19 protein-coding genes and 4 pseudogenes are annotated in these 24,839 nt (G+C 68.8%); 10 read left to right on the top strand and 13 right to left on the bottom strand.

The genetic code is table 11. The features are described 5' to 3' along the window. Nucleotides 1-72 precede the first annotated feature (72 nt). From ACIA6T_RS28995 to ACIA6T_RS28975, 5 genes are all read right to left on the bottom strand, one after another. On the bottom strand, nucleotides 73-1,038 hold the full coding sequence (locus tag ACIA6T_RS28995; RefSeq protein ID WP_399449445.1) for a hypothetical protein: 966 nt from the start codon (nucleotides 1,036-1,038) through the stop codon (nucleotides 73-75). A gap of 152 nt (nucleotides 1,039-1,190) precedes the next feature. Beyond that, nucleotides 1,191-2,279 carry an SPASM domain-containing protein gene (locus ACIA6T_RS28990; RefSeq protein WP_399449444.1) on the bottom strand — a complete coding sequence of 363 codons (1,089 nt, stop codon included), beginning with the start codon at nucleotides 2,277-2,279 and terminating at the stop codon, nucleotides 1,191-1,193. A 38-nt stretch (nucleotides 2,280-2,317) separates the two neighbouring features. Continuing rightward, the gene (locus ACIA6T_RS28985; protein ID WP_399449443.1) at nucleotides 2,318-3,637 is read right to left on the bottom strand and encodes a hypothetical protein; all 1,320 of its coding nucleotides are present in this window, start codon (nucleotides 3,635-3,637) and stop codon (nucleotides 2,318-2,320) included. A gap of 24 nt (nucleotides 3,638-3,661) precedes the next feature. After that, nucleotides 3,662-3,898, bottom strand: coding sequence for an acyl carrier protein (locus ACIA6T_RS28980; RefSeq protein WP_399449442.1), 237 nt, complete (start codon nucleotides 3,896-3,898; stop codon nucleotides 3,662-3,664). 2 nt (nucleotides 3,899-3,900) lie between these two features. Further along, nucleotides 3,901-5,100, bottom strand: coding sequence for a radical SAM protein (locus tag ACIA6T_RS28975; protein ID WP_399449440.1), 1,200 nt, complete (start codon nucleotides 5,098-5,100; stop codon nucleotides 3,901-3,903). A 359-nt stretch (nucleotides 5,101-5,459) separates the two neighbouring features. On the opposite strand from ACIA6T_RS28975, the gene ACIA6T_RS28970 reads away from it, so the two are divergent. Beyond that, a complete protein-coding gene (locus tag ACIA6T_RS28970) occupies nucleotides 5,460-6,869 on the top strand; it encodes an MATE family efflux transporter (protein WP_399449439.1) in 1,410 nt (469 codons plus the stop codon). Between the two features lie 60 nt (nucleotides 6,870-6,929). Here the strand turns inward: ACIA6T_RS28970 and ACIA6T_RS28965 are convergent, their stop codons facing one another. Continuing rightward, nucleotides 6,930-7,910, bottom strand: coding sequence for a ParB/RepB/Spo0J family partition protein (locus ACIA6T_RS28965; protein ID WP_399449438.1), 981 nt, complete (start codon nucleotides 7,908-7,910; stop codon nucleotides 6,930-6,932). Nucleotides 7,911-8,498: 588 nt separating this feature from the next. On the opposite strand from ACIA6T_RS28965, the gene ACIA6T_RS28960 reads away from it, so the two are divergent. The 3 genes from ACIA6T_RS28960 to tkt all read left to right on the top strand — a co-directional run bounded on the left by ACIA6T_RS28960 (nucleotide 8,499) and on the right by tkt (nucleotide 13,048). Next, entirely contained in the window at nucleotides 8,499-9,815 is a 1,317-nt protein-coding gene (locus ACIA6T_RS28960; protein ID WP_399449437.1) for a condensation domain-containing protein, read from the top strand. A gap of 183 nt (nucleotides 9,816-9,998) precedes the next feature. Next, complete coding sequence (locus tag ACIA6T_RS28955; protein WP_399449436.1) at nucleotides 9,999-10,997, top strand: glycosyltransferase family 2 protein; 999 nt, start codon at nucleotides 9,999-10,001, stop codon at nucleotides 10,995-10,997. Then, nucleotides 10,994-13,048 carry a transketolase gene (gene tkt / locus ACIA6T_RS28950; protein ID WP_399449435.1) on the top strand — a complete coding sequence of 685 codons (2,055 nt, stop codon included), beginning with the start codon at nucleotides 10,994-10,996 and terminating at the stop codon, nucleotides 13,046-13,048. The genes ACIA6T_RS28955 and tkt overlap by 4 nt, the downstream gene beginning before the upstream one ends. Nucleotides 13,049-13,111: 63 nt before the next feature. On the opposite strand, the gene ACIA6T_RS28945 is transcribed toward tkt, so the two are convergent. Next, a complete protein-coding gene (locus ACIA6T_RS28945; RefSeq protein ID WP_399449434.1) occupies nucleotides 13,112-13,900 on the bottom strand; it encodes an SDR family NAD(P)-dependent oxidoreductase in 789 nt (262 codons plus the stop codon). 317 nt (nucleotides 13,901-14,217) lie between these two features. Here ACIA6T_RS28945 and ACIA6T_RS28940 point away from each other — a divergent pair. After that, nucleotides 14,218-14,478 (top strand): annotated as a pseudogene (locus ACIA6T_RS28940) (transposase family protein); the annotation flags it as partial. Between the two features lie 76 nt (nucleotides 14,479-14,554). Here the strand turns inward: ACIA6T_RS28940 and ACIA6T_RS28935 are convergent. Then, a pseudogene (locus tag ACIA6T_RS28935) lies at nucleotides 14,555-14,650 on the bottom strand (pentapeptide repeat-containing protein); the annotation flags it as partial. Between the two features lie 568 nt (nucleotides 14,651-15,218). On the opposite strand from ACIA6T_RS28935, the gene ACIA6T_RS28930 reads away from it, so the two are divergent. After that, nucleotides 15,219-15,749 (top strand): hypothetical protein, encoded by a 531-nt coding sequence (locus ACIA6T_RS28930; RefSeq protein WP_399449433.1) that lies wholly within the window; start codon nucleotides 15,219-15,221, stop codon nucleotides 15,747-15,749. A gap of 228 nt (nucleotides 15,750-15,977) precedes the next feature. Then, nucleotides 15,978-16,817, top strand: a pseudogene (locus ACIA6T_RS28925) (IS1380 family transposase); the annotation flags it as partial. A 514-nt stretch (nucleotides 16,818-17,331) separates the two neighbouring features. Here the strand turns inward: ACIA6T_RS28925 and ACIA6T_RS28920 are convergent. Beyond that, nucleotides 17,332-18,519 (bottom strand): MFS transporter, encoded by a 1,188-nt coding sequence (locus ACIA6T_RS28920; protein ID WP_399449516.1) that lies wholly within the window; start codon nucleotides 18,517-18,519, stop codon nucleotides 17,332-17,334. Nucleotides 18,520-19,277: 758 nt separating this feature from the next. Here ACIA6T_RS28920 and ACIA6T_RS28915 point away from each other — a divergent pair. Beyond that, on the top strand, nucleotides 19,278-19,958 hold the full coding sequence (locus ACIA6T_RS28915) for an IS5 family transposase (RefSeq protein ID WP_399449432.1): 681 nt from the start codon (nucleotides 19,278-19,280) through the stop codon (nucleotides 19,956-19,958). 85 nt (nucleotides 19,959-20,043) lie between these two features. Here ACIA6T_RS28915 and ACIA6T_RS28910 read toward each other — a convergent pair whose 3' ends face one another. The 4 genes from ACIA6T_RS28910 to ACIA6T_RS28895 all read right to left on the bottom strand — a co-directional run bounded on the left by ACIA6T_RS28910 (nucleotide 20,044) and on the right by ACIA6T_RS28895 (nucleotide 22,802). After that, complete coding sequence (locus ACIA6T_RS28910; protein ID WP_399449515.1) at nucleotides 20,044-20,550, bottom strand: hypothetical protein; 507 nt, start codon at nucleotides 20,548-20,550, stop codon at nucleotides 20,044-20,046. Nucleotides 20,551-20,707: 157 nt separating this feature from the next. Next, nucleotides 20,708-22,003 carry a transposase gene (locus ACIA6T_RS28905; RefSeq protein WP_399449431.1) on the bottom strand — a complete coding sequence of 432 codons (1,296 nt, stop codon included), beginning with the start codon at nucleotides 22,001-22,003 and terminating at the stop codon, nucleotides 20,708-20,710. After that, nucleotides 21,940-22,413: a transposase gene (locus ACIA6T_RS28900; RefSeq protein ID WP_399449430.1), complete on the bottom strand. Its 474-nt coding sequence runs from the start codon at nucleotides 22,411-22,413 to the stop codon at nucleotides 21,940-21,942. The genes ACIA6T_RS28905 and ACIA6T_RS28900 overlap by 64 nt, the downstream gene beginning before the upstream one ends. Before the next feature lie 95 nt (nucleotides 22,414-22,508). Then, nucleotides 22,509-22,802, bottom strand: a complete 294-nt coding sequence (locus ACIA6T_RS28895; protein ID WP_399449429.1) for a hypothetical protein — start codon at nucleotides 22,800-22,802, stop codon at nucleotides 22,509-22,511. A gap of 152 nt (nucleotides 22,803-22,954) precedes the next feature. Here ACIA6T_RS28895 and ACIA6T_RS28890 point away from each other — a divergent pair. Together ACIA6T_RS28890 and ACIA6T_RS28885 are read left to right on the top strand one after the other, a co-directional pair. Next, nucleotides 22,955-23,347 (top strand): annotated as a pseudogene (locus ACIA6T_RS28890) (transposase family protein); the annotation flags it as partial. 80 nt (nucleotides 23,348-23,427) lie between these two features. Then, nucleotides 23,428-24,744 (top strand): phytase, encoded by a 1,317-nt coding sequence (locus ACIA6T_RS28885; protein ID WP_399449428.1) that lies wholly within the window; start codon nucleotides 23,428-23,430, stop codon nucleotides 24,742-24,744. The last annotated feature ends 95 nt before the right edge of the window (nucleotides 24,745-24,839 follow it).

Raw genomic sequence — 24,839 nt, 5'->3', positions numbered from 1 at the left:
GGATCATCGATTCCTTGACCCGTATGGATCCTGTGAGATCTCAGCGCGCGATCGTCGCCGCGCCGCGAACCGTCAGTGCCTTCGCCGCCCGAATCCCTGGGCGACGATGCGGTCCGGATAGGAAGCGGCCCCGTCGAGGGCCGCACGAAGGCGCTCGTGCATGGCCTTGAGCAGGGCCGGATCACGCTGGTCCAGCCACTCCGACAGGCGCATCCCGAACCCGAGCGCACACCACACCCTTTCGTTGGCGAGCTCCCAGCCGCCCAGCGCCTCCGTGAACAGCACGGGCGTCGCGGCGTTGAGCGAGTCGATGAGGGTGCCCGCGCCCGGCTTGCTGACCACCGCGCGGCTGCGCCGGGTCAGCTCAAACGTGTCGGCCCAGTGCTCCCGGGCGTCGAACGAGGACACGCTCGCGCCCTGCCCCGCGACCAGTCGCGGAAAGGCCGTTCCCCGACCGGGCTCCCAGCTGGGGTCCTGGTGGTACGCGCTCAGCCCGGCCGGCGGATCGCTCCAGGGTTCCGGTAGGACCAGGCTCACCGATTCCCCCTGCTCGACGAGCCGCGCGGCGGCGGCCGCATGGGTCCCCATGCCCCAGCCGCCGCCATGGGCGAGGAAGCTGATCGACCGCGATTCCCAGGGGAGCCGCGCCCCGGACATCGTCACCGGGATCGTCTCGTTCAGCGTGTTCGTCCGCGCGTCGAGCAGCCACGTGTGCGTGCTGCCAGCGAGCTCCGCCGCGTGACGGTGCGACGGCGAGGGCACCGCGTCGACATGGCATACGTCGACGAGGACGTCCGGACGCCGGTCGACGTATGCCGCGACGACCTCCGTCCAGAATCCGGAGAAGACGGTGATCGAGCCCACGTCGGCCGCGTCCCACTCGTCGAAGAGCGCGGTGAGCGTCTCCGGCGCGATCAGCTCCGCGTGGTCGGTGGCCATCGCGTGGGCCGCCTTCGCCAGCCGGTAGTCGCGGCTGTATCGGCCCTTCGCGATCTGAATGCGCTGCCTGACCTCGTCGGGGAAGTACTTCTCCAGCACATACACACCGCTCGGCAACCCCCGGGCCGACAGGGCCCGATCGAGCAGCAGCCCGGGTATGTGGGTCCCCAGTGCGACTCCGGACGTCAAAGCGATGTTCATTGCCCTCGTTGCCCCGCCCTCGGTGATTCGCCCTTGTCGGTTCGCCCTGGTCAGACCGGGTGGGTCTCCAGCGAGTAGTACCGCGTGCAGGTGGGGCAGATGGGCCACAACGAGGAGCGCAGATGCTTACGGATCTTCGTGGCCTGCTCTCCCTGCCAGATGTCCAGCAGCGAGGACTCGTAGATGTTCCCGAGCGGTATGTCGTAGAACGTGTGACAGGTCGTGACGTCGCCGCGCGCCGAGATCTCCGCGTAGCGCCACGGGACGGCGCAGCGCTCGTGGAAGTCCTTCATCGCCGTCCAGTCGGCGCGCAGATAGGCCCCGACGGTCTCGACCTCGAGCGCCGCCGGCCGGGAGAAGAACTTCACGCCGGCCTGCTCGCACGTGTCCCGCGCGTCGGTCATCTGCCGGACGAGATCCTCGACATCGATCGACTCGAAGAACTGAGGGCTGCGGATATACGGGGCCGAGTGCCGCACCGCCGGAATGCCGAAGCTGTCGCGGGCCACGCGTCCGTAGTGCCGGTGCATCTCGGATGTCGCGAAGCTCTGCAACTCCAGGCTCACGGCGCCGAGTTTGCTCAGGTCGATCTCCTTGAAGAACTCCGAGATGTGTTCGGCGTTGTCCGGCGTGACCAGGTAGGTGACGCCGATCTCCGGGAACCGCACGCCGCGGCGGCGCTTCAGGCTGTCGATCGCGTCGATCCCGGCCATGGCCTTCTCGAAGACCCCGGCGCCGCGCTGCACGTCGTTGACCTCGCGCGGCCCGTCCACGGACACCCACACCCTCATGTGGCGGTCGGCCACCAGCCGGTCCGCGTGGCTGCGCAGCGTCGTCCCGTTGGTGGGAAAGACGAGCTGGCTCCCGCCGGCGTGGATCGCGTCGATGACCTGCCAGACGCCTTTGTAGAGCAGCGGCTCCCCGCCGAACAGCTCGACGTACGGCCGGACCGGCCGGCACTCCTCAAGCGTACGCAGAACCAGGTCGACGTCGAGTTCGGCGAGTTCCGGCAGGATGTGGAAAGACCCTCCGTCACCCCACTCGTAGCACATGTGGCAGCGTAGATTGCATCGTTCGAGCAGTTGCAGCACCAGCCAGGACGGGCCTGCTTTGGGGGAGCGGATGAGCGTGTTGGACATGGGCTTTTCTCTCCAAGGGGGTGGACGGCCGATGGTCGTCATCGCTCCGGGTCGTCGGCGGGCCGTGCGTGGCAGGGGTGGCGCTGATCCTCCGGATGGATTCCGCACGCGCGGGCGATCGCGATGGCCTCACGCAGCACGTGCGCCGCGGCGCCGGGCGGGTGGAACACGCCGAGGACGAGGCGGCCACGCTCGCCCCGGGTGAGGGTGTTGGCCGCGATCGGCACGACTCCCGGCCGTTGCCGCCGGTACAGCAGGCCCGCGTCGTCCAGCCTGTTCACGAATGACGGGAAGGGGCGCGTCCGGGCGTCCAGTCGCACGCCGATGAACTCGAGCGTCGCGTGCAGGCCGAGCCGCGCGGCGTGGCGCATCAGTGCCAGCGCGACGGTGCCCATGGATACGCGGGCGTTCACCTCCAGACACGGTACGACCGTTCCGTCCGTCGTGATGAGCCCGTCGATGTCCACCGGGCCGAAATACCCGGCCGCGAAGAGTTCCTTGCACAGCGTCCTGCCCGCCGTGTCGATGTGTTCCAACTGCTCCTGGCGAAACGTTTCCGGATCCACCGCGGACGAGCCCCGGTAGCGGAAGCCGTCGACGTCGTTCTCCAGCAGCCCGGTACTCCGTACGGAGCCGTCCGGGAAGATGTGCCAGTGGGACGAGAAGTCCCTGCGCTTTTCGAACAAGGGCTGGACGAGCAGTTCGAGTCGTTTGCCCCGGTCGACCTGCCGGGAGAGGTGCCGGGCCACGGAGCGGTACGCGCTCTTCGAGCGGATCGCGAGGGTTCCCTGACCGGACACGCCGTAGGGGTCCTTCAGCAGCACGACGGAGCCGGCCTGCGCGACCCTGCGTTCCAGTTCGGCGAGCGAGGTGACGGGCCACGCGGCTCCGTTCCACCCGTGGGCCAGGACGACGTCGTTGGACCACGTCTTGGAGTTGACCCGCATCGCGCACTCGGCGGTGGGCGACGGGTAGGCCAGATCCAGCGCTGAGGCGAGATCCTCGTACTCCGGGCGCGCGGCGTACGGCCGCAGGGTCATCCCGGCGACCTGGGGACGGATCACGTCCGCCCGGGCCAGCGTGCGCGCGACGACGTCGCCGGCGCCTTCGGTGTGGGGCAGGGGGTCCACCGGGAAGCCCGCTGACCGCATCGCCTCCACGAAGCCGGGTGGAGGCTCGAAGGCCGTGATCAACCGGTCGCCTTCCTCGCTCAGCGCGGAAAGCACCTCGTCCAGGGCCTGCGCGATGGCGGAGCCGTGGGCGGACCCGATGCGGGGCAGCAGGGCGAGGTCGGCGGGCCGCCAGGAATCCTCCACCCCCACCGGGCCGATGTGCAGGGAGCTCTTCCGCGGTTCCACGGCTCGCATCCGTTTCCCCGGCCCTCAGCCCCTGCTGGACACGAAGCGGCAGAACGCGTCCACGGACTGCAGGTAATCCATGTCCATGCTTTCGAAGTCCAGCTCGACCTGGAGCGTGTCCTCGACCGTGAGCAGGAACTCGATCATCTGCAGGGAGTCGAGGCCGAGATCGGAGATGATGCTTGTCTCCGGCTCGATGGGGACCTCGCGCGCCAGAACCTTGTGCAGGCACGTCGAGACGGTGCTGAAGATCGGATCCACGCCTAGACTCCATTCAGATACAGAAGGACGCACTTTGAACACACGGGCATGAGGCCCCTGCTCCGCAGAATTTCCCGCACGCGTCGGAAACGCTCGCTGTGCCAGAGATCGAGGACGTCCGTCTCGTTCAGATTTCCCACCACGAACTCGGGAAAGAACTTGCAGGAGCTGACGTTTCCATCGGCGTGGACCTCCATGCGGTTCGACACCGCGAGGCAGCGCCGCCGACCCTGGGCCGGCTTCGAGGTGCCCCGGATGAAGTCGTCCACTTCGTCCGGCCCGACCTGCGGCTGATATCGGACCCGCGACTTCCAGCGCCGCCCGGCCAGCTTGGCCATCGAATCCCGCAGGATCGGAATGGCCTCCGGCTTGAGCCGGTATGTGTACGAGTGCCACGTCGCGGGTTTGCCCGGCTCGGGCGGATTGAGCCAGGAGAACTCCTCGCGATACAGGTCGTCCATCTCGGAGGCGACGTCCTCGTTGATGTACCAGGGGAACTGGAAATAGACGCTGTCGACGCCCAGTTCCTCCGCCCATTCCATGAACTCGTACATCTGCCCGACGGTCTCGTTGCTGACCATGCAGGACAGCGAGATGGTGCCGCCGAAACGACCGGAGCGCTGGAGGTCGATCATGTGCTGGATATTGCGCATAGTCCGGTCGAAGCTGCGCGCCCCGCGCAGCGCCTCGTGGTGCTCCTTGAGCCCGTCGAGGCTGACCAGGAGGCTGAGGTTCTTCCCGATCCGCAGCAGATCATCCTCGTGGCGCCGCATGAGCAGGCCGTTCGTGCACATGGTCACGGGGCGTGGATCGGCGGCCAGCAGGTCGGCGAACTCGCCGAACTTCGAGTACATGAGCGGCTCGCCGCCCCAGACGAACAGCTTCGACTTCCGCCCGGAGGTCGCCGCGAGCACCTGACGCACGATGTCGATGCGGAGTTCGGTCTTCTGCTCGGCGAGGCTGAATTCGTGGAAGAAGCCCTGTTCGCTCCACTGATAGCAGTGCAGACAGCGGAGATTGCACTTGTAGGTGAGCTGCAGGCTCACTTCGTCCGGCACTTCCGACGCATAGCGCGGGTCTTCCTCGAGCGCGTGCAGGGTCTTCGATCGCACCGCAACCGTTCGGCGCAGATCGAGGAACTCGCGGTTGTCGAGGTTGCGTGAAGTCTGGGGGCCGGTTGCCCCCATGCCGAGTTCTGCCATGCCGCGACCTACTCTTCCCTGCGCTATTGACCGCCGCCGCGTGCATTCCCCAACGGGCGACATCGATGGACTGGGAGGTGCTCTGTTCGGATTGAGCCTTGGCCGAGAAGTACGGGATCTCCACTGTGAGCGACGCCTCGCCGGGCGTCAAACAGTTCCAACCCGGCCGCGGCGATCGTGAGTTGGGTTCTGCGAGCGGTCGCCGTTCCCGAACGGATTCCCCGAGGCATGACGGAGTTCGGGAAAGGCCGGGGGAGGTGGGGGGAGGTGGGGGAGGGCACGGAGAACCGTCACGCGTCGCGATCCGCGGTGCCGCGCGCGGTGGTTGAACCGATCACGCGCGTGGTTTCCTGCTGGGCGTGAACAGCCCCTCGAAGCGCTCGAAAACGCCGGAGGCCGCGCCGACCGCGGCCGAGGACGCCGTGGGCCGTATGGCGACCCGCCCGGTGGGCAGGCTGCTGTGGGAGAACTGCGTACAGACCATCGCGTCCGTCGGCATGTTCGGCTTCTACGCCCTGACGAACGCCTGGTTCGTCAGCCAGGGGGCCGGCGATCAGGCGATGGCCGCGGTCAACCTCGTCGCCCCGCTGCTGCTGCTGCTCGGCGCCGTGTCCACCACCGTGGGCGTCGGCGGCGCGACGCTGGTCTCCCGCGCGCTGGGCACCGGTGACAAGCGCGCGGCCTCCCGCGCGGCGGGCAACGCCTTCACGCTGTTCTGGGGCACCGCCACCGTCACCACCGTGGCCGGGCTGGTCTTCATCGACCCGCTTCTCGACGCGCTCGGCGCGACCGGTTCACTGCACGAGTACGCCCGGCAGTACGCGGTGATCCTGCTGTGCGGGTCTCTGTCCTACACCGGGTTCTCCAGCCTGGTGCGCGCCGAGGGCAGGGTCGGGTTCTCCACCCGGATGTGGATCGGCGCCATCGTGGTGCAGATCATCCTCGACCCGCTGCTGATCTTCGGTTTCGACCTCGGGGTGACCGGGGCCGCCCTGGGCACCGTCGGTGGGCAGACCGTATCCGCCGTGATGAGCTGGTGGTTCTTCTTCGCGAGGCGCGAGCGGCCGTACCGTGTCCGCCTCGCCGACCTGCGCCCGCACGCCGTGACCCTGCGCACGCTGGTGGGCATCGGGCTGCCTTCCTTCCTGGCCAACATCGGCCTCACCGTGCTCGCCGTGCTGGTCAACAGCACCCTTGCGGTGACCGGGGGCGCGATAGCGCTGACCGCGTACGTGGTCTGCTCCCGCCTGCAGACCTTCGCCGTGATGCCGCACACCGGCATCAGCCAGGGCTTGCAGCCCATCGTCAGCTACAACGCGGGGCGCGGTCTGGACGCCCGAGTGGCGCGGACGCGGGCGCTCGCGCTGCGGGCCTCGCTCGTCTACGGCACGGCCACCGCGATTCTGCTGACGGTGCTCGCCGAACCGCTCGTCGGTATCTTCGTCAGCGGCGGCGAGGCTGCCGAGGAGGCCAGGTTCGCCCTGTGCGTCATCGCTGTCGGCGGGGTCGTCATCGGTGTCGCCCCGCTGATCGCGGCCTATTTCCAGGCCCTGGGACGGCCGCTGCCCGCCTACGTCCTGACCATCGGTTCGCTGATCCTTCTGAAGGCGCCCCTGGTGATCGTGTGCGGTCTGCTGTGGGGCACGCGCGGCGTCTGGTTCGGCCTCGCCGCCGGAGAGTTCGCCACCGCGGCGGGCGCGCTGCTGCTGTTGCACCGTGTCGACCGGCGCCCGCCGCCCGCGGCGCTGGCTCTCTCCGCCGCGTCCTGAGACGCCCGATGACGCGGCGGGCGAGCGGGATTCGGGCCGTGGGGCGCCGAGCGCCTGGGCTCAGTCGAGGCCGTCGGCCGGGTTGGGCCGCGGTCCTTCGAGCCGCTGCGCGAGCTGCCCCCAGGCCTGGGCGCACTCCCGTGCCAGCAGCGCGACGTTCTGTGAGCAGTGACTTGGAACGGAGTGGGCTATCTGCGCGACGGAGGAGTGCGCTTTGAGCAGGCGCAGTAACTGTCGGCCGTGACTGGTGTACCGCAGCGAGGGATCACGGGTGAGCTGCCGCCAGGAGGCGGTCACATCGAGGCCCGGGTCGGCACCGTCCGCGGCGCTTGCCGCGGGCGAGTTCACCGAGCCCGCAGGTCCTGACTGGCCGGCCGGAACCGGGGAGTCACCGCGCAGCACACGGCGTCGCACGTCGGCGACGGTGCCGAGCGAGAGGCCGGTCTTCTTGGCAACCTCGCGCAGGGTGGCGTCGGGCCGTGCCGCCATGAGTTCCGCGGCCTTTTGGCGCCCCTCCACGGTACTGACCGGCCGCACCCGGCCGTCCCTGCCCACGCGGCTGTTCGACTGCGCAGTCTGCTCGGTTGAACGGCGCACGGCGGCGACGGTGTGCGCCGAGATGCCCACGATCGCGGCGATCGCGCGGTCCGACGAGTCCGGGCACAGGGCGAGCAGCCGGGCGGCCGCCGCGCGCCTGTCCGCGGCGGTCAGTGGCAGGCCGTGCGCGTTGTTGGCCGTCACCGAGAGGATGAACGCCGCTTCCAGGGTGCCGTCGAAGAACTTGACCTGGATGCTGTCGTCTCCCCTGAGGATCGCCGCCCTCAGCCGATGCATGCCGTCGATCACACGCATCGTGGCCTTGTGCACGATGATGGGAGGCGTGCACAGTTCGGAGTCGGCGATGAGGGCGACGTGCTCCTCGCTGATGCCGTCGAGGCGGATCAGGTCGGCGGGGAGCAGCTGATCGATTTCCACTGTGGTGATCTGACCGATGAAGTCGTCCTCGGAGACCAGTTCGTTCTCGCGGGAAACGGAAAGCACTGACACCATCGCACCTCTCGACTCCGTGATGGCACGCCATCCGCTGTCCTGCGCGGCCGACCCGAGGGGGCAGTCGTGCTGGGCAGCAGCTCAATGACAGGTGTTTGAAATTTCGAACATTAGCGCTGTGGGCAATGCAAAGGAGTATGCGCTTTCTCTCGTTGAGATCAACAGTGGGCGTGGCCGATTGCATGCCTTGTGCCGACGTCCTGCCCTGTGGCCGCGACGCGCTGCGTCTTCGGAGCGACTGCGCGATCACCTGCGGCGCCGCACCTCATCCGTGCTGAACTGCGGGTTTGCAGGGAACGCGCTTCCTTGCCCGGCGTTTGGCCGATTCTCGTCGCCTCGTGGCGGCGGCGTGTGATCGGTATTGACGATGAAGGCGGAAAACGCATACCGTACGCGGCCCGAGGGAGTCGTCCAGTGATGCGTTGCGATGGTGAATGTGTGGTTATTCCGTGCGCCATGGGCCACGGCACCGTCGCGCCTGGGCAATGGGCGCCGTCGGTCAGGGTGCCGAAGCCGCGGACGGGTGCGTCGTTGACCGGACCGCAAGGGTCTTCATCTACCGTCTGCGGGAGCCCATGAATGGACCAGTGTACGTTTGAATTCTCCGGGAATCGCTCGGCCACGGGACCCCTGACATGGGGACAGCAGGAGCAATGGAACACCATAAGGAGAATCGCGCCTGAAGACGCGAGGTTCAACCTCCCGTTCCTTTGGAGGGTCTCGAGCGGGTTCTCCCTTCCGGATGTGGTGGAAAGCATAAGAAGGTTGGTCGAGCAGCATGAGTCACTACGTAGCTTGATCACCTCCGAGAGCGAGGAGAGGCCTTCGCAGATGGTCCACAGGACGGGTGAGGCAACTGTCTCCCTGTGTTGTGTGGACGAGGACGACGAGCCCCCCTCATTGGCCTCGAACTGGGTGCGGGAGCTCGCCTCCAGGAGGTTCGAACTCTCTCGTGAGTGGCCTGTACGTTTCAGGATCCTGATGGGGCGAGCGAACCGGCCGCTCTGGGTGTGCGGCGCTGTCTCCCACATCGCGGCGGACGCCACCGCGGTGACGATCATGGAACGCGACTGGAACGTACTGCTGGGAGCGGACAAGGACACCGTCCTCGCATCACATCCGCTTCAGCCGCTGGAGCGGGCCGCTTACGAAAACTCGCAAGCCGGCAAGGAAGCGCTGGATGCGGCCGTCGGCCATTGGCGGAAAACCCTGCACGATGTGCCACGGCTGAGGTTCGGAGAACGGCGAACCGCTGAGGGCGACATCAGATTTCCGAGAATGACTCTTCACTCGAAGTCGCTCGGCGAGATCGCCCGCCGAGTGGCGAGCGACCTGGGCGTCTGGGAATCGGCCGTTCTCATGTCGAGTGCCGCCCGCGCCTTCCTGGAGATGACTGGAGACAATGCGTTCCCGATGATCGTGACGTGCTCGAACAGGCTGGGCGGAACGGCTCACGACTACGTCGGTACCATCGCTCAGCAAGGAATCGCGCCCATGGCAGGTGACGTTGAATTTGCTCACACGGTCAGGAGACTCTGGGCGTCCCTGATCAGGATGCCGAGGCACAGCATGTACGACCCGGCCCCTGTCGCGGAAATAGTCGATCAGTCCAGTGGAGGGGAATTCTTCTGGCTCGATCACTTTGTCAACCATCTCAGCCTCCCCCTCACGGAGGACGCTGCGAAGGCGTCCGAAGGGGCCGACGGCCGCCGTGGTTTCCTGACCGAGGGAAAGGTCGAATCCAGTTTCCTGCGGTTCGGCCTCATGCTCCGTACCTACGGGCCGGACGCGCAGTTCAAGCTCTTCGCCGACAACCGCTATATAGGCCGAGAATCGATGCGAGCCGCGCTCATCCGTATGGACGACTTGATTCGAGAGCAAGGGGCTCGGCGATGATGGCCCCTATCCGATACCACTCGATCCGGGCTTGCCGCACGGGCGTTCGCCGAATTCGGCGGGCACGCGCCGCTCCATGAACGATCACCGGTGTTGAACACGCCGGACGCTTCGTACGCTTCCGAAGGCGCTCTGCTGCCACCGCAGTACCGCGGAGGAAGGACCGGAAGCACCATGCCACCGATGCTGAGCATCGTCGTACCCGTATTCGATGTCGAGCTCTACCTCTCCGCCTGCCTCGAGTCGTTGGTCAGCCAGCACATTGCCGACACCGAGATCGTTGTCGTCGACGACGGCTCGGCTGACGGCAGTCGCCCGATCGCCGATGCGTGGGCCCGCAAGGACTCCCGGGTGCGGGTCCTGGAGCAACGCAACTCCGGCCTGAGCGCCGCCCGCAACGCCGGCGTGCGGGCGGCGCGCGGGACGTACCTCGCCTTCTGCGACGGCGATGACATCGTGCCGCCCGGCGCGTACGCCGCCCACATCGCCTCGCTCGAAGCCTCGGGATCCGACTTCTCGACCGGCGACGTGCGACGGATCGACAGCACCGGCGTACGCCCCCACCCCGGATACCGGAACGTGTTCGCGCAGAACCGGCACCGCACCCACATCCGGCGCCATACCGCACTGGTGCGCGACCGCATGGTGTGGAACAAGGTGTTCCGTCGCTCGTTCTGGACCTCGCGGGAGCTGGCCTTCGCGCTGCCGACGTACGAGGACGCGCCGGTCATGATGCGCGCGCACATCGAGGCCTCGGCGGTCGACGTCCTTGCGGAGGTCGTCTACTACTGGCGAATCCGCGAGGCTGGCACGCCCTCGATCACCCAACGCCGCGACGACCCTGCGAACCTGGCCGCCTGCATGCGGATGGTGGTCGACACCTTCGACGTCATCACGAGGCTGGCCGAAGACCTCATCCCCCCCTATGCGGACGACATGTGCCGCGGCGACATTCGGGATGTGCTCGAGAGCCTGAGGCTGCATGACGAGCAAGTCCTGGGCGAGGCACTGTCGTTGGCGTGCTCGTTCGTCGAGCGGGTGCCCGCCGAGCTCATCAGAGCCCTGCCCGCAGTGGACAGACGTCTGATGAACCATCTGGTCAAGGGCGAGCTGGCCGAGATCCGCCAGTTCGTGAACGGAGCACCACACACAGCCGCGAACGAAGGGGAACCAGCACAATGAGCGCCGAGAGCGCCCTGGAATGGTCCGATCTCGATGACAAGACGATCGCGGTCAGCCGTGCCCTCGTGGCCGACGCGGTCCAGCAGGCGGGCGGCGGCCACTGCGGCGCGGCGATGGCCCTCGCCCCGGCGACCTACCTCCTCTTCCAGCACCTGATGCGGCACGACCCGTCGGACCCGACGTGGATCGGCCGCGACCGGTTCGTCCTCTCGTGCGGGCACACGAGCCTGGCGCTCTACGTTCAGCTGATCCTCTCGGGCTACGACCTGTCCGTCGAGGATCTCGCGCGGCTGCGACAGTGGGGGTCACCGACCCCCTCGCACCCGGAGTACGGCCGCACACCCGGCGTCGAGATGACGACCGGGCCCCTCGGACAAGGCCTCGCGACGGCGGTCGGCATGGCGATGGCGGCGCGAAAGCAGCGCGGTCTGTTCGATCCGGAGAGCCTGCCCGGCCGCTCCGTGTTCGACCACACCGTCTGGGTCATCGCGTCAGACGGCGATCTCCAGGAGGGGCTCACCAGCGAGGCATCCTCCCTCGCCGGTCATCAGCGGCTCGGCAACCTCGTCCTCCTCTACGACGACAACCACATCTCCACCGAGGGCGACACGGGTCTGGCGTTCAGCGAGGACGTACTCGCGCGCTACGACGCCTACGGCTGGCATACGCAACGTGTTCGGGACATCAATGACATCTCGGCGCTGCATGGCGCGCTGAGCGCGGCGCGCGATGAGGCCGACCGTCCCTCGATCATCGCTGTCGAATCCGTCATCGCCTGGCCGGCACCGAACGCCCACGGCACCGCGACATCGCACGGTGGGCCGCTGGGCGCCGACGAGGTGGCGGCGACCAAGCGCCTGCTCGGACTCCCGGAGGACCAGACCCTCCACATCCCCGACGATGTGCTCCGCCACACGCGCCAGGGCGCTGAGCGTCGCCGGGATGCGCGCGCGGACTGGAACGTCCGGTTCGAGAAGTGGCGCGCGGGTAGTCCGCAGGCCGCGGAACTCCTCGACCGCATGACGAGCCGTGGTCTGCCGGACGGGTGGTGGTCCGAGCTCCCCGCCTTCCCGGCCGGTGCGCGGGCGGCGACCCGCGCGGCGTCAGGCGCGGTGCTGAACGCGGTCGCCGCGACGCTGCCCGAGCTGTGGGGCGGCTCCGCCGACCTCGGCGGGAACAACTGCACGGTGATCCACGGTGCCGACAGCTTCCTGCCCGAGCCCAAGGGCGGCGCACTCTACGGCCGGAACCTGCACTTCGGTGTCCGCGAGCACGCCATGGGCGCGATCCTCAACGGCTTCGCGCTCTACGGGTTCCGGCCCTACGGGGGCACGTTCCTCGTCTTCTCGGACTACATGCGTCCGGCGGTGCGTCTCGCGGCCCTGATGGGACTGCCGGTGACGTACGTCTGGTCGCACGATTCGATTGGCCTGGGCGAGGACGGCCCGACCCATCAGCCCGTTGAGCACCTCGCCGCGTTGCGCGCGATCCCTGGGCTCGACGTGGTGCGCCCGGCGGACGCGAACGAGACCGTGACCGCCTGGCGCACCATCCTCGAACACGGCGACCGTCCCGCCGGCCTGCTCCTGTCGCGGCAGGATCTGCCGGTGCTCGACCGGACGACGGACGCCGAGGTCGCCAGGGGCGGCTACGTGCTCGTCGCATCCTCGGCTCCGACGCCCCGGGTCATTCTGATCGGCACCGGATCCGAGGTGCAGCTCGCGGTTCGGGCGGCCGAACTGCTCGAAGCGGAGGGCATCGCGACCCGTGTGGTGTCGATGCCCTGCGTGGAGTGGTTCGTCGAGCAGGCCCAAGCCTATCGCCGCCGCGTCCTGCCGCCGGAGGTGAGGGCACGTGTCTCGGTGGAGGCCGGTATCGCCCTCGGCTGGCGTGAATTCGTCGGTGAGTACGGAGAGATCGTCGCCCTGCCGCACTACGGTGCCAGCGCGCCCTACGAAGTCCTCTACGAGAAGTTCGGCCTCACGGTGGATCGGGTTGTGGCCGCCGCCCTAACCAGCCTCACGAGAGCGGAGTCGCACGCAGGCCCCTGACCGACCTGGCCGGGCGGAGCCTTCCGAGGCCCCGGCCTGGGCACTCCTGGTCGCCTGGGCGGATCACCGACTGACCGCCTGCGACGCCTGCTGCTTCGTCTTCAGCAGCGACATCGTCGCGTCGACCACGTTTGCCCGGCCGGGTATGCACAGTTCCGCTCCGCGCTCCAACGCGGCCACCGCGACGGCTGCCACATCGTCGGCGGATTTCCACATGATCGCTGGAATCGCCGAGATCTCCTCGTCGGTGAATCCAGCGCGCCGGTCGAAATCGGTGGGAACCGGGCCGGGGCACAGTGCGGTCACGGTCACCGGGGATTCCCGGAGCTCGAGCCTGAGTGTGCGGGTGAAAGACAGCACGAACGCCTTCGATGCCGCGTAAGTGCCCTGTCCGCCCATCGGCTTGAATGCCGCCGTCGAGGCTATGTTGAGAATCGCGCCGGATTTCTGGGCGATCATTCCGTCGACGAACGTGCGGCACAGGTCCACGACGCTGACCACGTTCAGCTCCATGTGTCCGAGCTCTGCGTCGAGGTCGCACTCCGCGATGCTGCCGCGGGTGGCCGCGCCGGCGCCGTTGACCAGGATGTCGACGGTCAGCCCCGTCCGTCCGACGCGTGCCTCAAGCTCTGCTCGGTCCGTCCGACTGGTGAGATCGGCTTCGATGGTCTCGACACGGGCACCGTGCTCGCGCAGCTCATCCGCAGTGCGCCGCAGCCTGTCCCCGTCGCGCGCCACCAAAGTAGTGCCGTAACCACGCGACGCGAGCGCGCGTGCCATGGCCGCACCGATGCCCGATGACGCTCCGGTGATCAGCGCGGTTCCCCGCGGAGACGGTGGTGGAAGTGACATGACACCAACCCATCCTGACTGCCCGACGGCATTCCGAACACGCGACCGAAATTGACCATTGCTCATTCCCGCGCGTACAACTCGGCTCTGCGCTTGTCAGATTCGGCGACGACGCCTGAGGGTGGAGAACATCGCCCGGCCGATACTGTCATCGTATCCTCCCGGTCACTGACCCACACCTCGATCAAGTCGGCTGCCGCAAGCCGGGCTTGCTCATGAGGGTCTGTCAAACGAACGGCCCTGTCTCACATTCGGTGGTGACGGAGAGTCGTGAGGGTCGTTGGCCTTCTGTGAAGGACGTCAGCGGGCTTGTGCAGATGGTGTTTTCGGGTCTGTTCCCGCTGGTCGTCGAGGGTGTGGCCGACGAGGGTGAGCGGATCGTGGTGCGGGCGCGGACTCCACAGGAGGCCGCGATCTGTCCGGTGTGCGGGGCGTCGACGGGGCGGGTGCACGGCTACCACTGGCGGACAGTCGCCGACGTGCCGGTGGACGACCGTCGGGTGGTGGTCCGTGTGCGGGTGTGGCGTCTGGTGTGTCCCACCCGTGGCTGTCGGCAGACCTTCCGTGAGCAGATGCCCCGCACACGAACGGTCCGAGGCTGACCCACCGCTCGAAAACCACCTCCTCGAACCCGGCGCTGCGGTGGAAGGTCGCCGACCCGAACCGAGCATCGCTCTGGAAGGTCGCTGACTTGAACCGGGCGTCGCGGTGGAAGGTCGCTGACTCGAACCGGGCGTCGCCTTTGAAGGCCGCCGACCCGAACCGGGCCTCGCCCTCGAAGGTGGCCCAGTCGAATAGGGCGTTGCCGAGACGGGGTGTCGGGTGATGGGGTCGCGCAGGGCGTCAAGGAGAGCGTTGAGAAGGGGTTCGGTGAAGGGGGTGCTGCGATGGTCGATGTCGGTGCCGGGGGTCAGGGCAGCCAGGTAGGCCTCGCGGTCGGGGCTGGCCGGATGGGCGAGGCACGAGGCGTGGGCGCCGTGGCAGCCGACGGGGTCGCTGGCAGGGTCTGCGTCGTGTGCGCAGTGCGGCCGGAACGGTGGTTCAGGTACAGGGGGGCGGGGGTCTGCTCATGACGTGACGGCTCGCACCGAGACAAGCGCCCAGCCCCGCTCCTTCGTGGCCTGCTCCACCCGCCACGGGTCCTGCCGCACCCGCGTCGACATCCGCTGCTCCCGACGGGACTTCCCCACCTAGTCAGCCCTCACCCGCCACAGCCTGCCAGGCTCCACGCGGTGGTACGGGCAGGTTCGGTGAACCGAATGCTCAACTGCTGCCCACCGCATCCGCACTGCCCGAGGGCCTACGACACAATCCTGTCATGCGCGCTTACGAGGATCCCGCGACCTGGACACCTGAACCGGCCCGGCCGCGCTGGCAGTTGGTCCTGCGCTTTGTGGCCACCCTGGTGTGCTTCCCGGTGCTGTGCGCGTTGTGGCTGGCGGCCGCGGCCGTGCTTTTCGTCGTCGGGCTGTTCGCTGACGCGATCGCGGCCGTGAGCAACCGCTTCGAACGCGGCTACCTGCGGTTCACCGATGACACGCTGGGCGGTATTGCCCGGCTGGGTTCCTGGTTCGTGACCTGGCCGGAGCTGCGCCACGAGGGGGACACCGAGTACTACCGGGCCCGGGTCGACCGACGTGTCGCCCACTGGACCACTTTGGCCTCGGCCCCGCGCGAGCCCAAGAAGACACGGCCGCCCGTGGAGTGCTCCATCCCCCTTCGTGACTACCGTGGCGTGGGTGCCGGATACGTGGCCGAGGCCGCTGGGGGCCAGGGATGGGAACTGCGTCCGTCGGACGTCCGCAAGGAGGTACGCCTGTGGTGGGCGGCCGCCTCGCACGTCGACTGACATCGCATGGTGCCGCCACGACGTTCGTCGGATCGGTCTGGGCGCAGTGCCCCAGCCGTCATCCGGCACGCAGCGGGGCCGCACGGCCGGCAGCGGTGGCGTGGTGTCGAGGTGAGGAGTTCGGGGATCCTGCAGGTCTCCTGCAGGAGTTGGAAGGCATTGTGGCCGCCGCCGGGCTTGTCGGGATGCCAGGCCACAGCCACCGCCCGGTAGAGCCGCAAGGGCGGCCACGGCCCGGGCGGAACCGGCGAACCCGTCGCCGCCCTCCTCAGGCCCGGGAACGCGGGCTCGAACACGGCCGCCGACCACATCACCACCCAGCTCGCCCTCGCCCAGCTGCCGAAGAAGTACCGGCGCGGACGGCAGACGCTGATCCGCACGGACTCCGCGGGCGGCACCCACGATTTCGTGTCCTGGCTCACCAGGCGAGGACGATGGCTGTCCTACTCGGTCGGCATGACGGTCACCGAAGCGATCCACGAACACGTGCTGAAGGTCCCGGCCCCGGCCTGGACCCCGGCCGCCGAGACCGACGGAGAGGGCCGGGACGGTGCCTGGGTCTCCGAACTCACCGGTGACGTTCTGGACGGCCGGCCCAAGGGTATGCGGCTGATCATCCGCAAGGAACGACCACATCCCGGTGCCCAGTTGAGGATCACTGACGCGGACGGCATGCGGATCACCTGCTTCGCGACCAACACCCCCCACCGGCCGATCGCCGAGCTCGAGCTCCGTCACCGGCTGCGGGCGCGGGCCGAAGACCGGATCCGGGCCGCCCGGGCCACCGGTCTGCGCAACCTGCCCCTGCACCACACCGCCCAGAACCGCATCTGGCTGGAGATCGTCCAGATCGCCCTGGACCTGCTGGCCTGGATGCCGATGCCCGGCCTCACCGGCACCGCCCGGTTCTGGGAACCGCGCCGCCTGCGATTCCGCCTGTTCCCCGCGGCCGCTCAGCTCGTCACCACCGGCCGGCGCCGCATCCTCCGCCTTGCCCGGCACCGGCCCCGGACCGGCGAGATCACCGCCGCACTCGAACGACTTGCGCTCCTGCCCAACCCCGGCTGACCAGCAACGTCCACCGACCCGACGACAACATCACCCGCTCCGGGGCAGTGGAACCCGGCGCCCACCCGACGCGGCAGCCGGGCCGCCGACCTGCCCACCATCAGCTCCGGAAAGCGAAAGGGCCCACCGAGTCCGCCGGCAGACCCTCGCGAAAGATCGAGGCTGGCACCGGCCGATTCCGCATGACGGGTTCTCGCCCTGGAGCAGGCGGCGGTTCGCTCATCGCCCACACTTGATCAGTCGGCTCACGACGACGCACCCCGAATTGAGTGAACACGACCAAGTACACCTGCGTCCGCCAGGTACTGCCCACCGCCTTACGGGCCGTCCGTCGCGACCCGTTGTATGCGCACTCGCTCTTCCGCATCTCGTACCGCCGCGGTGGTGCCACCGGATCGTGGGTACGGCTCGATCTTCGGTATTTGTCGCCTGGCCTGGGCTTCACCGGTGGTACTTCGCTGCTGTACAGGTAACGGTCTTGGCGGGTCCGTGCCCGAGAGGGCTGGCGTGGACCTCATTTGCGGTGCTTGCCGCGGTGCGTCCGGGAGCGGATGCCGTAGGTGAGGGCGCAGGCAAGGCCGAGGCTTTGCAGTACCGCGCAGACGGTGATCAGCGTGTGTATGGCCGCTGGGCCGACGACGGCCATGAGGAGGCCGGCGAGGGGGTAGGGCAGGAGCAGGATCAGTACGGTCACCGACAGTGTGCTGCCGAACACCTCGACGGGGATGAGACGGGATCGCAGCGTGCGCAGTACGACGGCCAGCACGCTGTCGCCGGCCATGAAGACGGCGATCAGCGCCAGGTACGCCCAGTAGGAGTCGGCGTGCGCGATGAGGAAGCACGGCACGCTCGTCACCAGAGCGGCGCAGCGTCCCACTCTTGGCAGTCCCCACCGGTCGATCATGACGCGGCAGATGGCGACTGCCAGCAGCGATGCGGCGGCCGCGCAGGACCAGATCACGCCGACCGAGGCGCTGGACTGGCCGAGGTGCTTCACCACGATCACCGGGGTAGCCGCTTCCAGAAGACCGAGGGCCAGGTTGGAGAACGCCAGCCCGGCCACCAGCCACGCGAGCGCCGGCAGTGCGCGCAGGGTGGACCAGCCGGTGCGCCATCCCCGTGCAGCGGGCGCGGTCGCTTGCGCGGGTGCCTGGCGCATGCGCGGGGCGATGGCGGCCGCCAGTGTCGACAAGCCGCCGAGCACTGCGAGCATGCCACTGGAGCCGTCCCATTGCAGAAGGAAGCCGCCTGCTGCCGGGCCGACCAGAGCAGCTGTCTGGTCGATGCCGAGGAGAACCGACTGGACGCGGTGTGCCGCGTCGCCCGCGTCCCGGCTGGCGACCGCGCCGACGCTCTCGGCCGCGATGTAGCTGAACTGGGTCAGGCACCCCGCGCACGCCGCCAGGAGCATCACCAGGCCCAGGGCCATGTCGTCGTCGGTCATCACCAGGGCGGGTGCCACGCATCCGACGACCAGCGCCCGAGTCGCGGCGGCCAGCCGGAACACCCGTGCGGGCCCGTAACGGTCGACGGCCATACCGGCCAGACCGAACGTGCACAGGCGTGGTGCCCACGTCAGCACGAAGGCGATTCCGGTCAGGGAAGCCGAGTCCGTCGTGCCCAGCACCAGCAGCGGGATGCCGTAGGTGGCCATCGAGGAGGCGGTTGCATCCGCGAGACGAGGCAGGTAGATGCCCCGCATCCGGCCATAGGTGATGGTGCGGGCATGCCGGGGCACAGCAGGCCGGACTTTCGTAGCTATCAAGGCAACGGACTTTTCTGTGGACCGTGATGGCGGTCGACGAACGACCTGGACAGGAAAAGGAGCGAAGTCGGTAAATGGGTACTTTTGGGGATCCCCTTTCCTGGGAGGGTGAGGCAGGCCGCGTTCCGGACCGCGGTCACACGGGCGGGCCCGCTGCCGGACAGTCAGGACCCGGCGCCCGCGGCCCACAACTGCCGCGGGGAACCGTGACGTTTACCGATCAACAACCTGCACACCTCGAACAGCGTGATCGACTCGCCAAGTGTTACGCCGGGTAAGGCGAGGTCGTGTGCGCCGAGGCGCAAATCCTGGAGTCTCCGGCACCGCAGCCGACCGCACCCCGGACGATCACGTGCGCTCTTCACCCGAAGGTCTTGAGGGCCCGGCTCAACACAACTGACCGCACGACCGGGTCGGTCCGGAGTAACTGGCTGTTCTCTATCCGTTCGTGGAGTCGATCAGGTTTGAACGGGGCTCTGGTTCGAGTGAGTTGGCCGGTGCGGACGCATGAAGGAAGGGCCTCTTGGTGGCTCGCGGTTGTCGAATCCAGCGAGAAGCAAGAGGCTCTGGTGTCGAAGTGTCGCGTGGTTGTGGTCGTCGAGTCCAGTCCGTCCACTTCTGGGTGTGACTGCCACGCCCACCGGTTCGGGAACGCGGCCGGCCGGCCGGAGCGCCGTCCCCGGTACGCCTCGGACATGAGCGATGCGGAGTGGGCCCTGGTGCGGGATCTGCTGCCGGTGCCGGTGCCGGTGCCGGTGCCGGGATGGCTGGCGGGCCGGGGCGGCCGGCCGGAGGGCTACTGCCACCGGCAGATGATCGACGCGGTGCGCTACCTCGTCGACAACGGCATCAAGCGGCGGGCTATGCCCTGCGACTTCCCGCCCTGGCCGCGGGTGTATGCCTTCTTCGCCCGCTGGCGGGATGCGGGGCTGATGGCCGAGCTGCACGACCGGCTGCGCGAGGCCACCCGCGAGGCTGAGGGCCGCAAGGAGGAGCCGGTCGCGGCGGTCGTGGACTCGCAGTCGGTGAAGGCGGACGCCACCGTCACCCACGCCTCCCGTGGCCTCGACGCCGGTAAGAAGATCAACGGGCGCAAGCGGCACCTGCTCACCGACACCCTCGGACTCCTTCTGGCCGTGCTGGTCACGCCGGCCTCGACCACCGACCGGGACGCCGCCCGGATCCTGCTGCCCGTGGCCAGGGGCCGCTTCGGGCGGCTGGCACGGGTCTGGGCCGACGGCGGATACACCGGCCACCTCACCGACTGGACCGCGGCGCACCTCGGGCTCGTCCTCGATGTCGTCCGTCGCAGCGACGACGTCCAAGGTTTTCAGGCGCTGCCCCGCCGTTGGGTCGTGGAAAGGTCTTTTGCCTGATTCCTCCGCAGCCGGTGCCTGGTGCGTGACTACGAGCGGCGCACCGATACCAGCGAGGCCGTCATCCCGTGGTCGATGACCATGCTCATGAGCCGCCGCCTGGCCGCCCGGGGCCAGGGTCCTGTTCCGGCGCGGGCAGCATGAACCTGCCCGGTTTCGCCTCGACCAGCCAGCCTCGTTCCACCAGCCGTTTCAGCCGGGCCCGCGCGCCTTCGACGCGGGAGGCGGACGCGCTGTCCCAGCCCAGCACCACCGCCGCCCGTCGGGCACCGAGCCCGTCGGCTCCCGCCTCCACGGCGGCGGCCATCAACGCCTGGTAGTCCACCGACAACACCTCGACTCCGGGAGCGTCCTGGCGGTGAGGCACCGCCCGGCGCGGCCCGACCGGCCTCTTCTGCGACACCTCGCTGGCCACCACGGCGGGCGCATCCGCCTCGGCCGGCGCCTCCAGATACTGCTCCGAGCCGATCACCCGGCGCCGGTGCACCTCTCCCGCATCCGCCAGAGCCGCCCGCACTCGTTCCAACTCGGCTTCCAAGTGCTTCACCTGCGCGGCTGCGGCCTTCTGCCGCGTTTCCCGAATTGCCCGCATCGACGGCATCCGCCACCTCCACGACATCTCGTCCGGCAACGGGCCGAGACTGCCGTGGCAGTAGCTGCTTCATGCCTGACCAGCGAAGACGTCACACGAGGTTCGGAAAGAGAACGGCCTCTGAGCTTGACTCTGTCGGGGATCTTGGAGATGCCGGTCAGGTTCCCAGGATTCGCCAGGACTTCAGCCGGGGTATCTCACGCTGATCAAGGTAGTTCTGGAAGGCAGTCGGCCGGCGGGCCGTGGAGGCTTCCTCGGCTGGTGACAGTCCGCTGAGGCGCTCGATGTTGACGGCGATGGCCGTCAGGACGTGCTGGATGTGGGCCTTTCCCTGTCCTCGGTAGCGGCAGCGCCGCATGCCGTGTCCATGGGCGAACTCGTTGACCGTGCCCTCCACTCCGGAGCGGACCGCGTAGCGGGTCTTCCACTCGGGTGTCTGTTGCTCGGTGCGGACGCGGAGTTGCAGGTCTCGGAGTTCTCGTGGGGGAAAGCCGACGGTGCGGGCGCTGTCGGCGGTGGTGCACTGGGTGCGGGCCGGACAGGGGCGGCACTGGCTTTTGGTGAACCTGGCCACGATCAGCGGGGCCGCGGTGGGCGAGGACGTCGGGTAGGGGCCGTGCCGGCCCGCGCTGACTTGTCCCTGGGGGCAGGTGACCTGCCGACGGTCGTAGTCGATGTGGAAGTCGTCCCGGGCGAAGCCCTCGGCCCGGCGGTGTGGCCGGGTGGGGTTGCTCCGCAGCGGCCCGGAGACGGTGACCTGGTGTTCACGAGCAGCCTGTTCCAGGTGGGGCAGGGAGGTGTAGCCGGCATCGACCAGGTGCTCGGCGGGCAGCAGTCCTCGACGCGCCAGGCGGGTGTGGATGCCGGGCAGGACCTGACTGTCGTGGGTGGTGGCCGCGGTGGTGGCCACGTCCGTGATCACGTTGGGGCCGTCGGGAGCGCAGGTCTCGGTCAGATGAGTGGCGAACCCCTTCCAGCTGATGATGTGGCCGTGCCGTGCGTAGCGGGCCGAGGTGTCGTAGGGAGAGACGATCGCCCGGGACGATGGCGGTAGCCCGGGCCCGCCTTCCGTCTCGGCGGTGCGCCAGCGCAGGTGTCCTTGGGCGTCACGGTGGTAGTTCTGCACCATGATTTGGCGCAGGGCCTGGACGCGAGGGCCAGGCGTGCGGTCTGCTCCGTGCTGGTCGAGGTGTTCCAGGAGGCGGACGGCGTCGTCTCCGGTGGTAAGGATCCTGGTCTTGGGCTTGGTGGGGTTCTTGCCCAGACGGACCGGCCGGCCGTAGCGGATCCCCCAGTCCTCATCGACCAGCCCGTCCAGCAGGTGAGGGGAGACACCGGCGACCTCTTCGAGTGCGGCGCGGACCGCCCCGGTGACCAGCTCCAGGCGGGTCAGGTCGCGCACCGAGGCCAGGACGTGGGTGGAGTCGGTGCGCTGCGTGGTGCGCTCGCGCACCAGGCCGGGGCCTCCTTGAGGCGGGCCAGCGCCAGGTCGAGGAGGCGGTCGGCACGGTCGTCTTCGGCGAGACGGTCGCGGAAGTCGGTCAGCACGCTGTGGTGGAAGCCGGGATCGTCCAGCTCCACGGCCATCGCGTACTTGAAGTCGATGCGGCAGCGGACCGCCTCGGCGGCCTGCCGGTCCGACAGGCCGAGCAGGAACTGCAGCACACAGATGGTGGCCAGTTGAGCAGGCGAGAGCCCGGGGCGCCCGTCCCGCGGGTACCAGTCGGCGAAGTCCTCGTCGCGCCACAGTCCGTCGAGGCGGTCACGGACCCATATCGCCGTCGTTCCGACCGGGTTGCTCGCCCGTGCGACCTGCGCAGTCAGAGGCGGGACCTGCTCACCGGAACGGGGGCGAAGGGACAACGGGCACCTCGACAGCTGCATCGGTCGGCGGAACCACCCGAGCATGCCCGTTGATCATGCTGCCGCACCGGGAAACTCCAAGATCCCCGACAGAGTCAAGCTGAGACCTTGCCCTTGCCCTCGCACGCCGCGTAGAGGGGGTAGGCGCCTTCCTGCGGGGTGAATGCGGGCAGTTCCTGGTTCTTGGTGCCGGTGGTCTCGGCTACCAGGGTCTGCGCGTTCTTGGGCAGGTCCAGGCCGGGCGGCTGTGTGGCAGGTGCCTGTGTGGGCTTGGCGGAGGAAGTGGTCGGAGCGGTGGGGCTCGGACGCTTCACCTCGGGCTCGTCGGAGCAGCCTCCGGCGAGGAACAGTGTGGCCACGGCGGCAGCGGTGAGTGTGGAGCGACGCAACGGGGTCTCCCGGGAGAGGGCGGGGTGCCCGGCCCTGGTGTCAGGGCCGGGCGCGGGGGCTAGAAGATCTTCATCAGTCTTCTAGTGGACACTCCAGCCTTCGCGGTAGAGGTTGTCCCGTAACTGCTGGTCAGAAGTGAGATGATCATGCCGTGGCTGGTGTGATCACGGCGTCGGAGCCCTCGTGGACAGGCCCGTTCACCGGGCTGGGCCCGCGGCAGTTCAACAAGCTGATCACCGCGTTGCGTCGTGAGGGGGCCGATCCGGTCCGCAAGGGCCGGCCGTGGTCGCTGCCGCTTCAGGGCCGGGTGCTGCTGGTGGCCGCGTACTAACGCACCAACCTCACCCTGCGCCGGCTCGCCCCGCTGTTCGGCATCTCGAAGCCGGCGGCCGACCGGATCGTCGACCACCTCGGACCGGCTCTCGCGCTCCAGCCCCGGCGGCGGTTAGCGGCCGACCCCGGGCTCTGTCGCCACGCTCCCGACGTACGATCCGCTGTCCGAGACGTCGTTCACCTCGTGTACATGCGAGGTCGGGGTTACCGGTCGGTCGGCGGCTGCCGTGCCGACACGAAGAGGGCCCACTCTCTCGCAGGACCACCCACTCCCTCTCAGAGGAGATCCGCGTGACTCGCTCCACGAGCGCCCGGTCGGCCGTGCTGGCCGTGATCACGACCCTCACAGCGGCGGCCCTGGCTGTGCCGGCCCAGGCCGAGGGCCGCCACCGCGTCTCCGGCGATTCACTGCCGTCCATTACCCCCCGCGCGGAGACGCCGGTGCTGCACGACGACGACGAAGGCGGCAACGCCGACGCGGACGACCCCGCCATCTGGCGCAACACCGCGGCCCCTGACCGCAGCCTCGTCGTCGCCACCGCCAAGGAGGGCGGTCTGCGCGTCTACGACCTGGACGCGCGACTGGTGCAGTCGGTAGCCGCGCCTCCCGCCGTGGGTGAGGACGACGCCCCGGGCCGGTTCAACAACGTGGATCTCCTCCACGGGCTGCGGCTCTCCTCGGGGAAGGCCGACCTGGCCGTCACCAGCGACCGTGGCCACGATCGACTGCGTTTCTACCGCATCGACCGAGACCGCACAGGCGGTCCGCTGACCGACGTCACCGACCCCGCCTCGCCGCCCGTGTTCTCCCAGGACCAGGCCGAGATCAACGACCAGCGGACCGCCTACGGTCTGGCGACCTGGACGGACCCGGCGACCGGGAGGTCCTACGCCCTGGTCAGCCGCCGCGAGCGCACCAGCATCGCCCTCCTGGAGCTGCTGCCGGCCGCGGACGGCAAGGTCACGTACCGCAAGATCCGCGCCCTGGACCTGCCCTCCGCCTTCCGGCTGCCCGACGGCACCTCGTGGTCCCCGTGCGGCGAGCCCGGCGAGCTGCCGCAGGTCGAGGGCATGGTCGTCGACCCGGCCAACGGCATGCTCTACGCCGGCCAGGAGGACATCGGCATCTGGCGCCTGCGCGCCGACCTCACCGGCACGCCGAAACTGATCGACAAGGTCCGCGAGTACGGCGTCCCCGGTGCCTACGACGAGGAGACCGAGGAGTGCGCGCCGGGCGCCGACCCCGGCTACGGCGGCACGAAGATCTCCGCGGACGTCGAGGGCCTGACGCTGCTCACCGAGTCCGACGGCGACGGCCATCTCCTCGCCTCCAGCCAGGGCGACGACACCTTCGCCGCCTACGACCGCGAGCTGGAGGACGCCAACGAGTACGAGGGAGGCTTCCGGGTCACGGCCGCGAGCGACACCCTCGACGGCTCCGAGGAGTGCGACGGCGCTGCGGCCCTCAACGCCCCGCTCGGTTCCAAGTACCCGAACGGACTCCTCGTCGTCCAGGACGGACACGACGCCCCCGGCGACGGCGACCGGGACGCGACCAACTTCAAGTTCGTCGACCTCGGCAAGGTCGTGGACGCCCTCGACGACTGACCCTCACCCGGGGGGGGGGGGGGGGGGGGGGGGGGGGGGGGGGGGGGCCCCCCCGCGCCCCCCCCCCCCCCCCCCCGCCGCCCCCCCCGGGGGGC

It is taken from the genome of Streptomyces sp. NPDC051740, from assembly GCF_044453165.1.
Classification (GTDB): Bacteria; Actinomycetota; Actinomycetes; order Streptomycetales; family Streptomycetaceae; genus Streptomyces; species Streptomyces atrovirens.
The sequence above is the reverse complement of the archived record's forward strand: the minus strand, read 5'-3'. Positions and strand labels throughout refer to the sequence as shown.

Coding starts and splice junctions, on each gene's coding strand:
- ACIA6T_RS28990 (WP_399449444.1), bottom strand. CDS start 2,279: ATGTCCAACACGCTCATCCGCTCCCCCAAAGCAGGCCCGTCCTGGCTG.
- ACIA6T_RS28975 (WP_399449440.1), bottom strand. CDS start 5,100: ATGGCAGAACTCGGCATGGGGGCAACCGGCCCCCAGACTTCACGCAAC.
- ACIA6T_RS28910 (WP_399449515.1), bottom strand. CDS start 20,550: ATGCGGGCAATTCGGGAAACGCGGCAGAAGGCCGCAGCCGCGCAGGTG.
- ACIA6T_RS28915 (WP_399449432.1), top strand. CDS start 19,278: ATGAGCGATGCGGAGTGGGCCCTGGTGCGGGATCTGCTGCCGGTGCCG.
- tkt (WP_399449435.1), top strand. CDS start 10,994: ATGAGCGCCGAGAGCGCCCTGGAATGGTCCGATCTCGATGACAAGACG.
- ACIA6T_RS28960 (WP_399449437.1), top strand. CDS start 8,499: ATGGACCAGTGTACGTTTGAATTCTCCGGGAATCGCTCGGCCACGGGA.
- ACIA6T_RS28930 (WP_399449433.1), top strand. CDS start 15,219: ATGCGCGCTTACGAGGATCCCGCGACCTGGACACCTGAACCGGCCCGG.
- ACIA6T_RS28955 (WP_399449436.1), top strand. CDS start 9,999: ATGCTGAGCATCGTCGTACCCGTATTCGATGTCGAGCTCTACCTCTCC.
- ACIA6T_RS28920 (WP_399449516.1), bottom strand. CDS start 18,519: ATGCGGGGCATCTACCTGCCTCGTCTCGCGGATGCAACCGCCTCCTCG.
- ACIA6T_RS28945 (WP_399449434.1), bottom strand. CDS start 13,900: ATGTCACTTCCACCACCGTCTCCGCGGGGAACCGCGCTGATCACCGGA.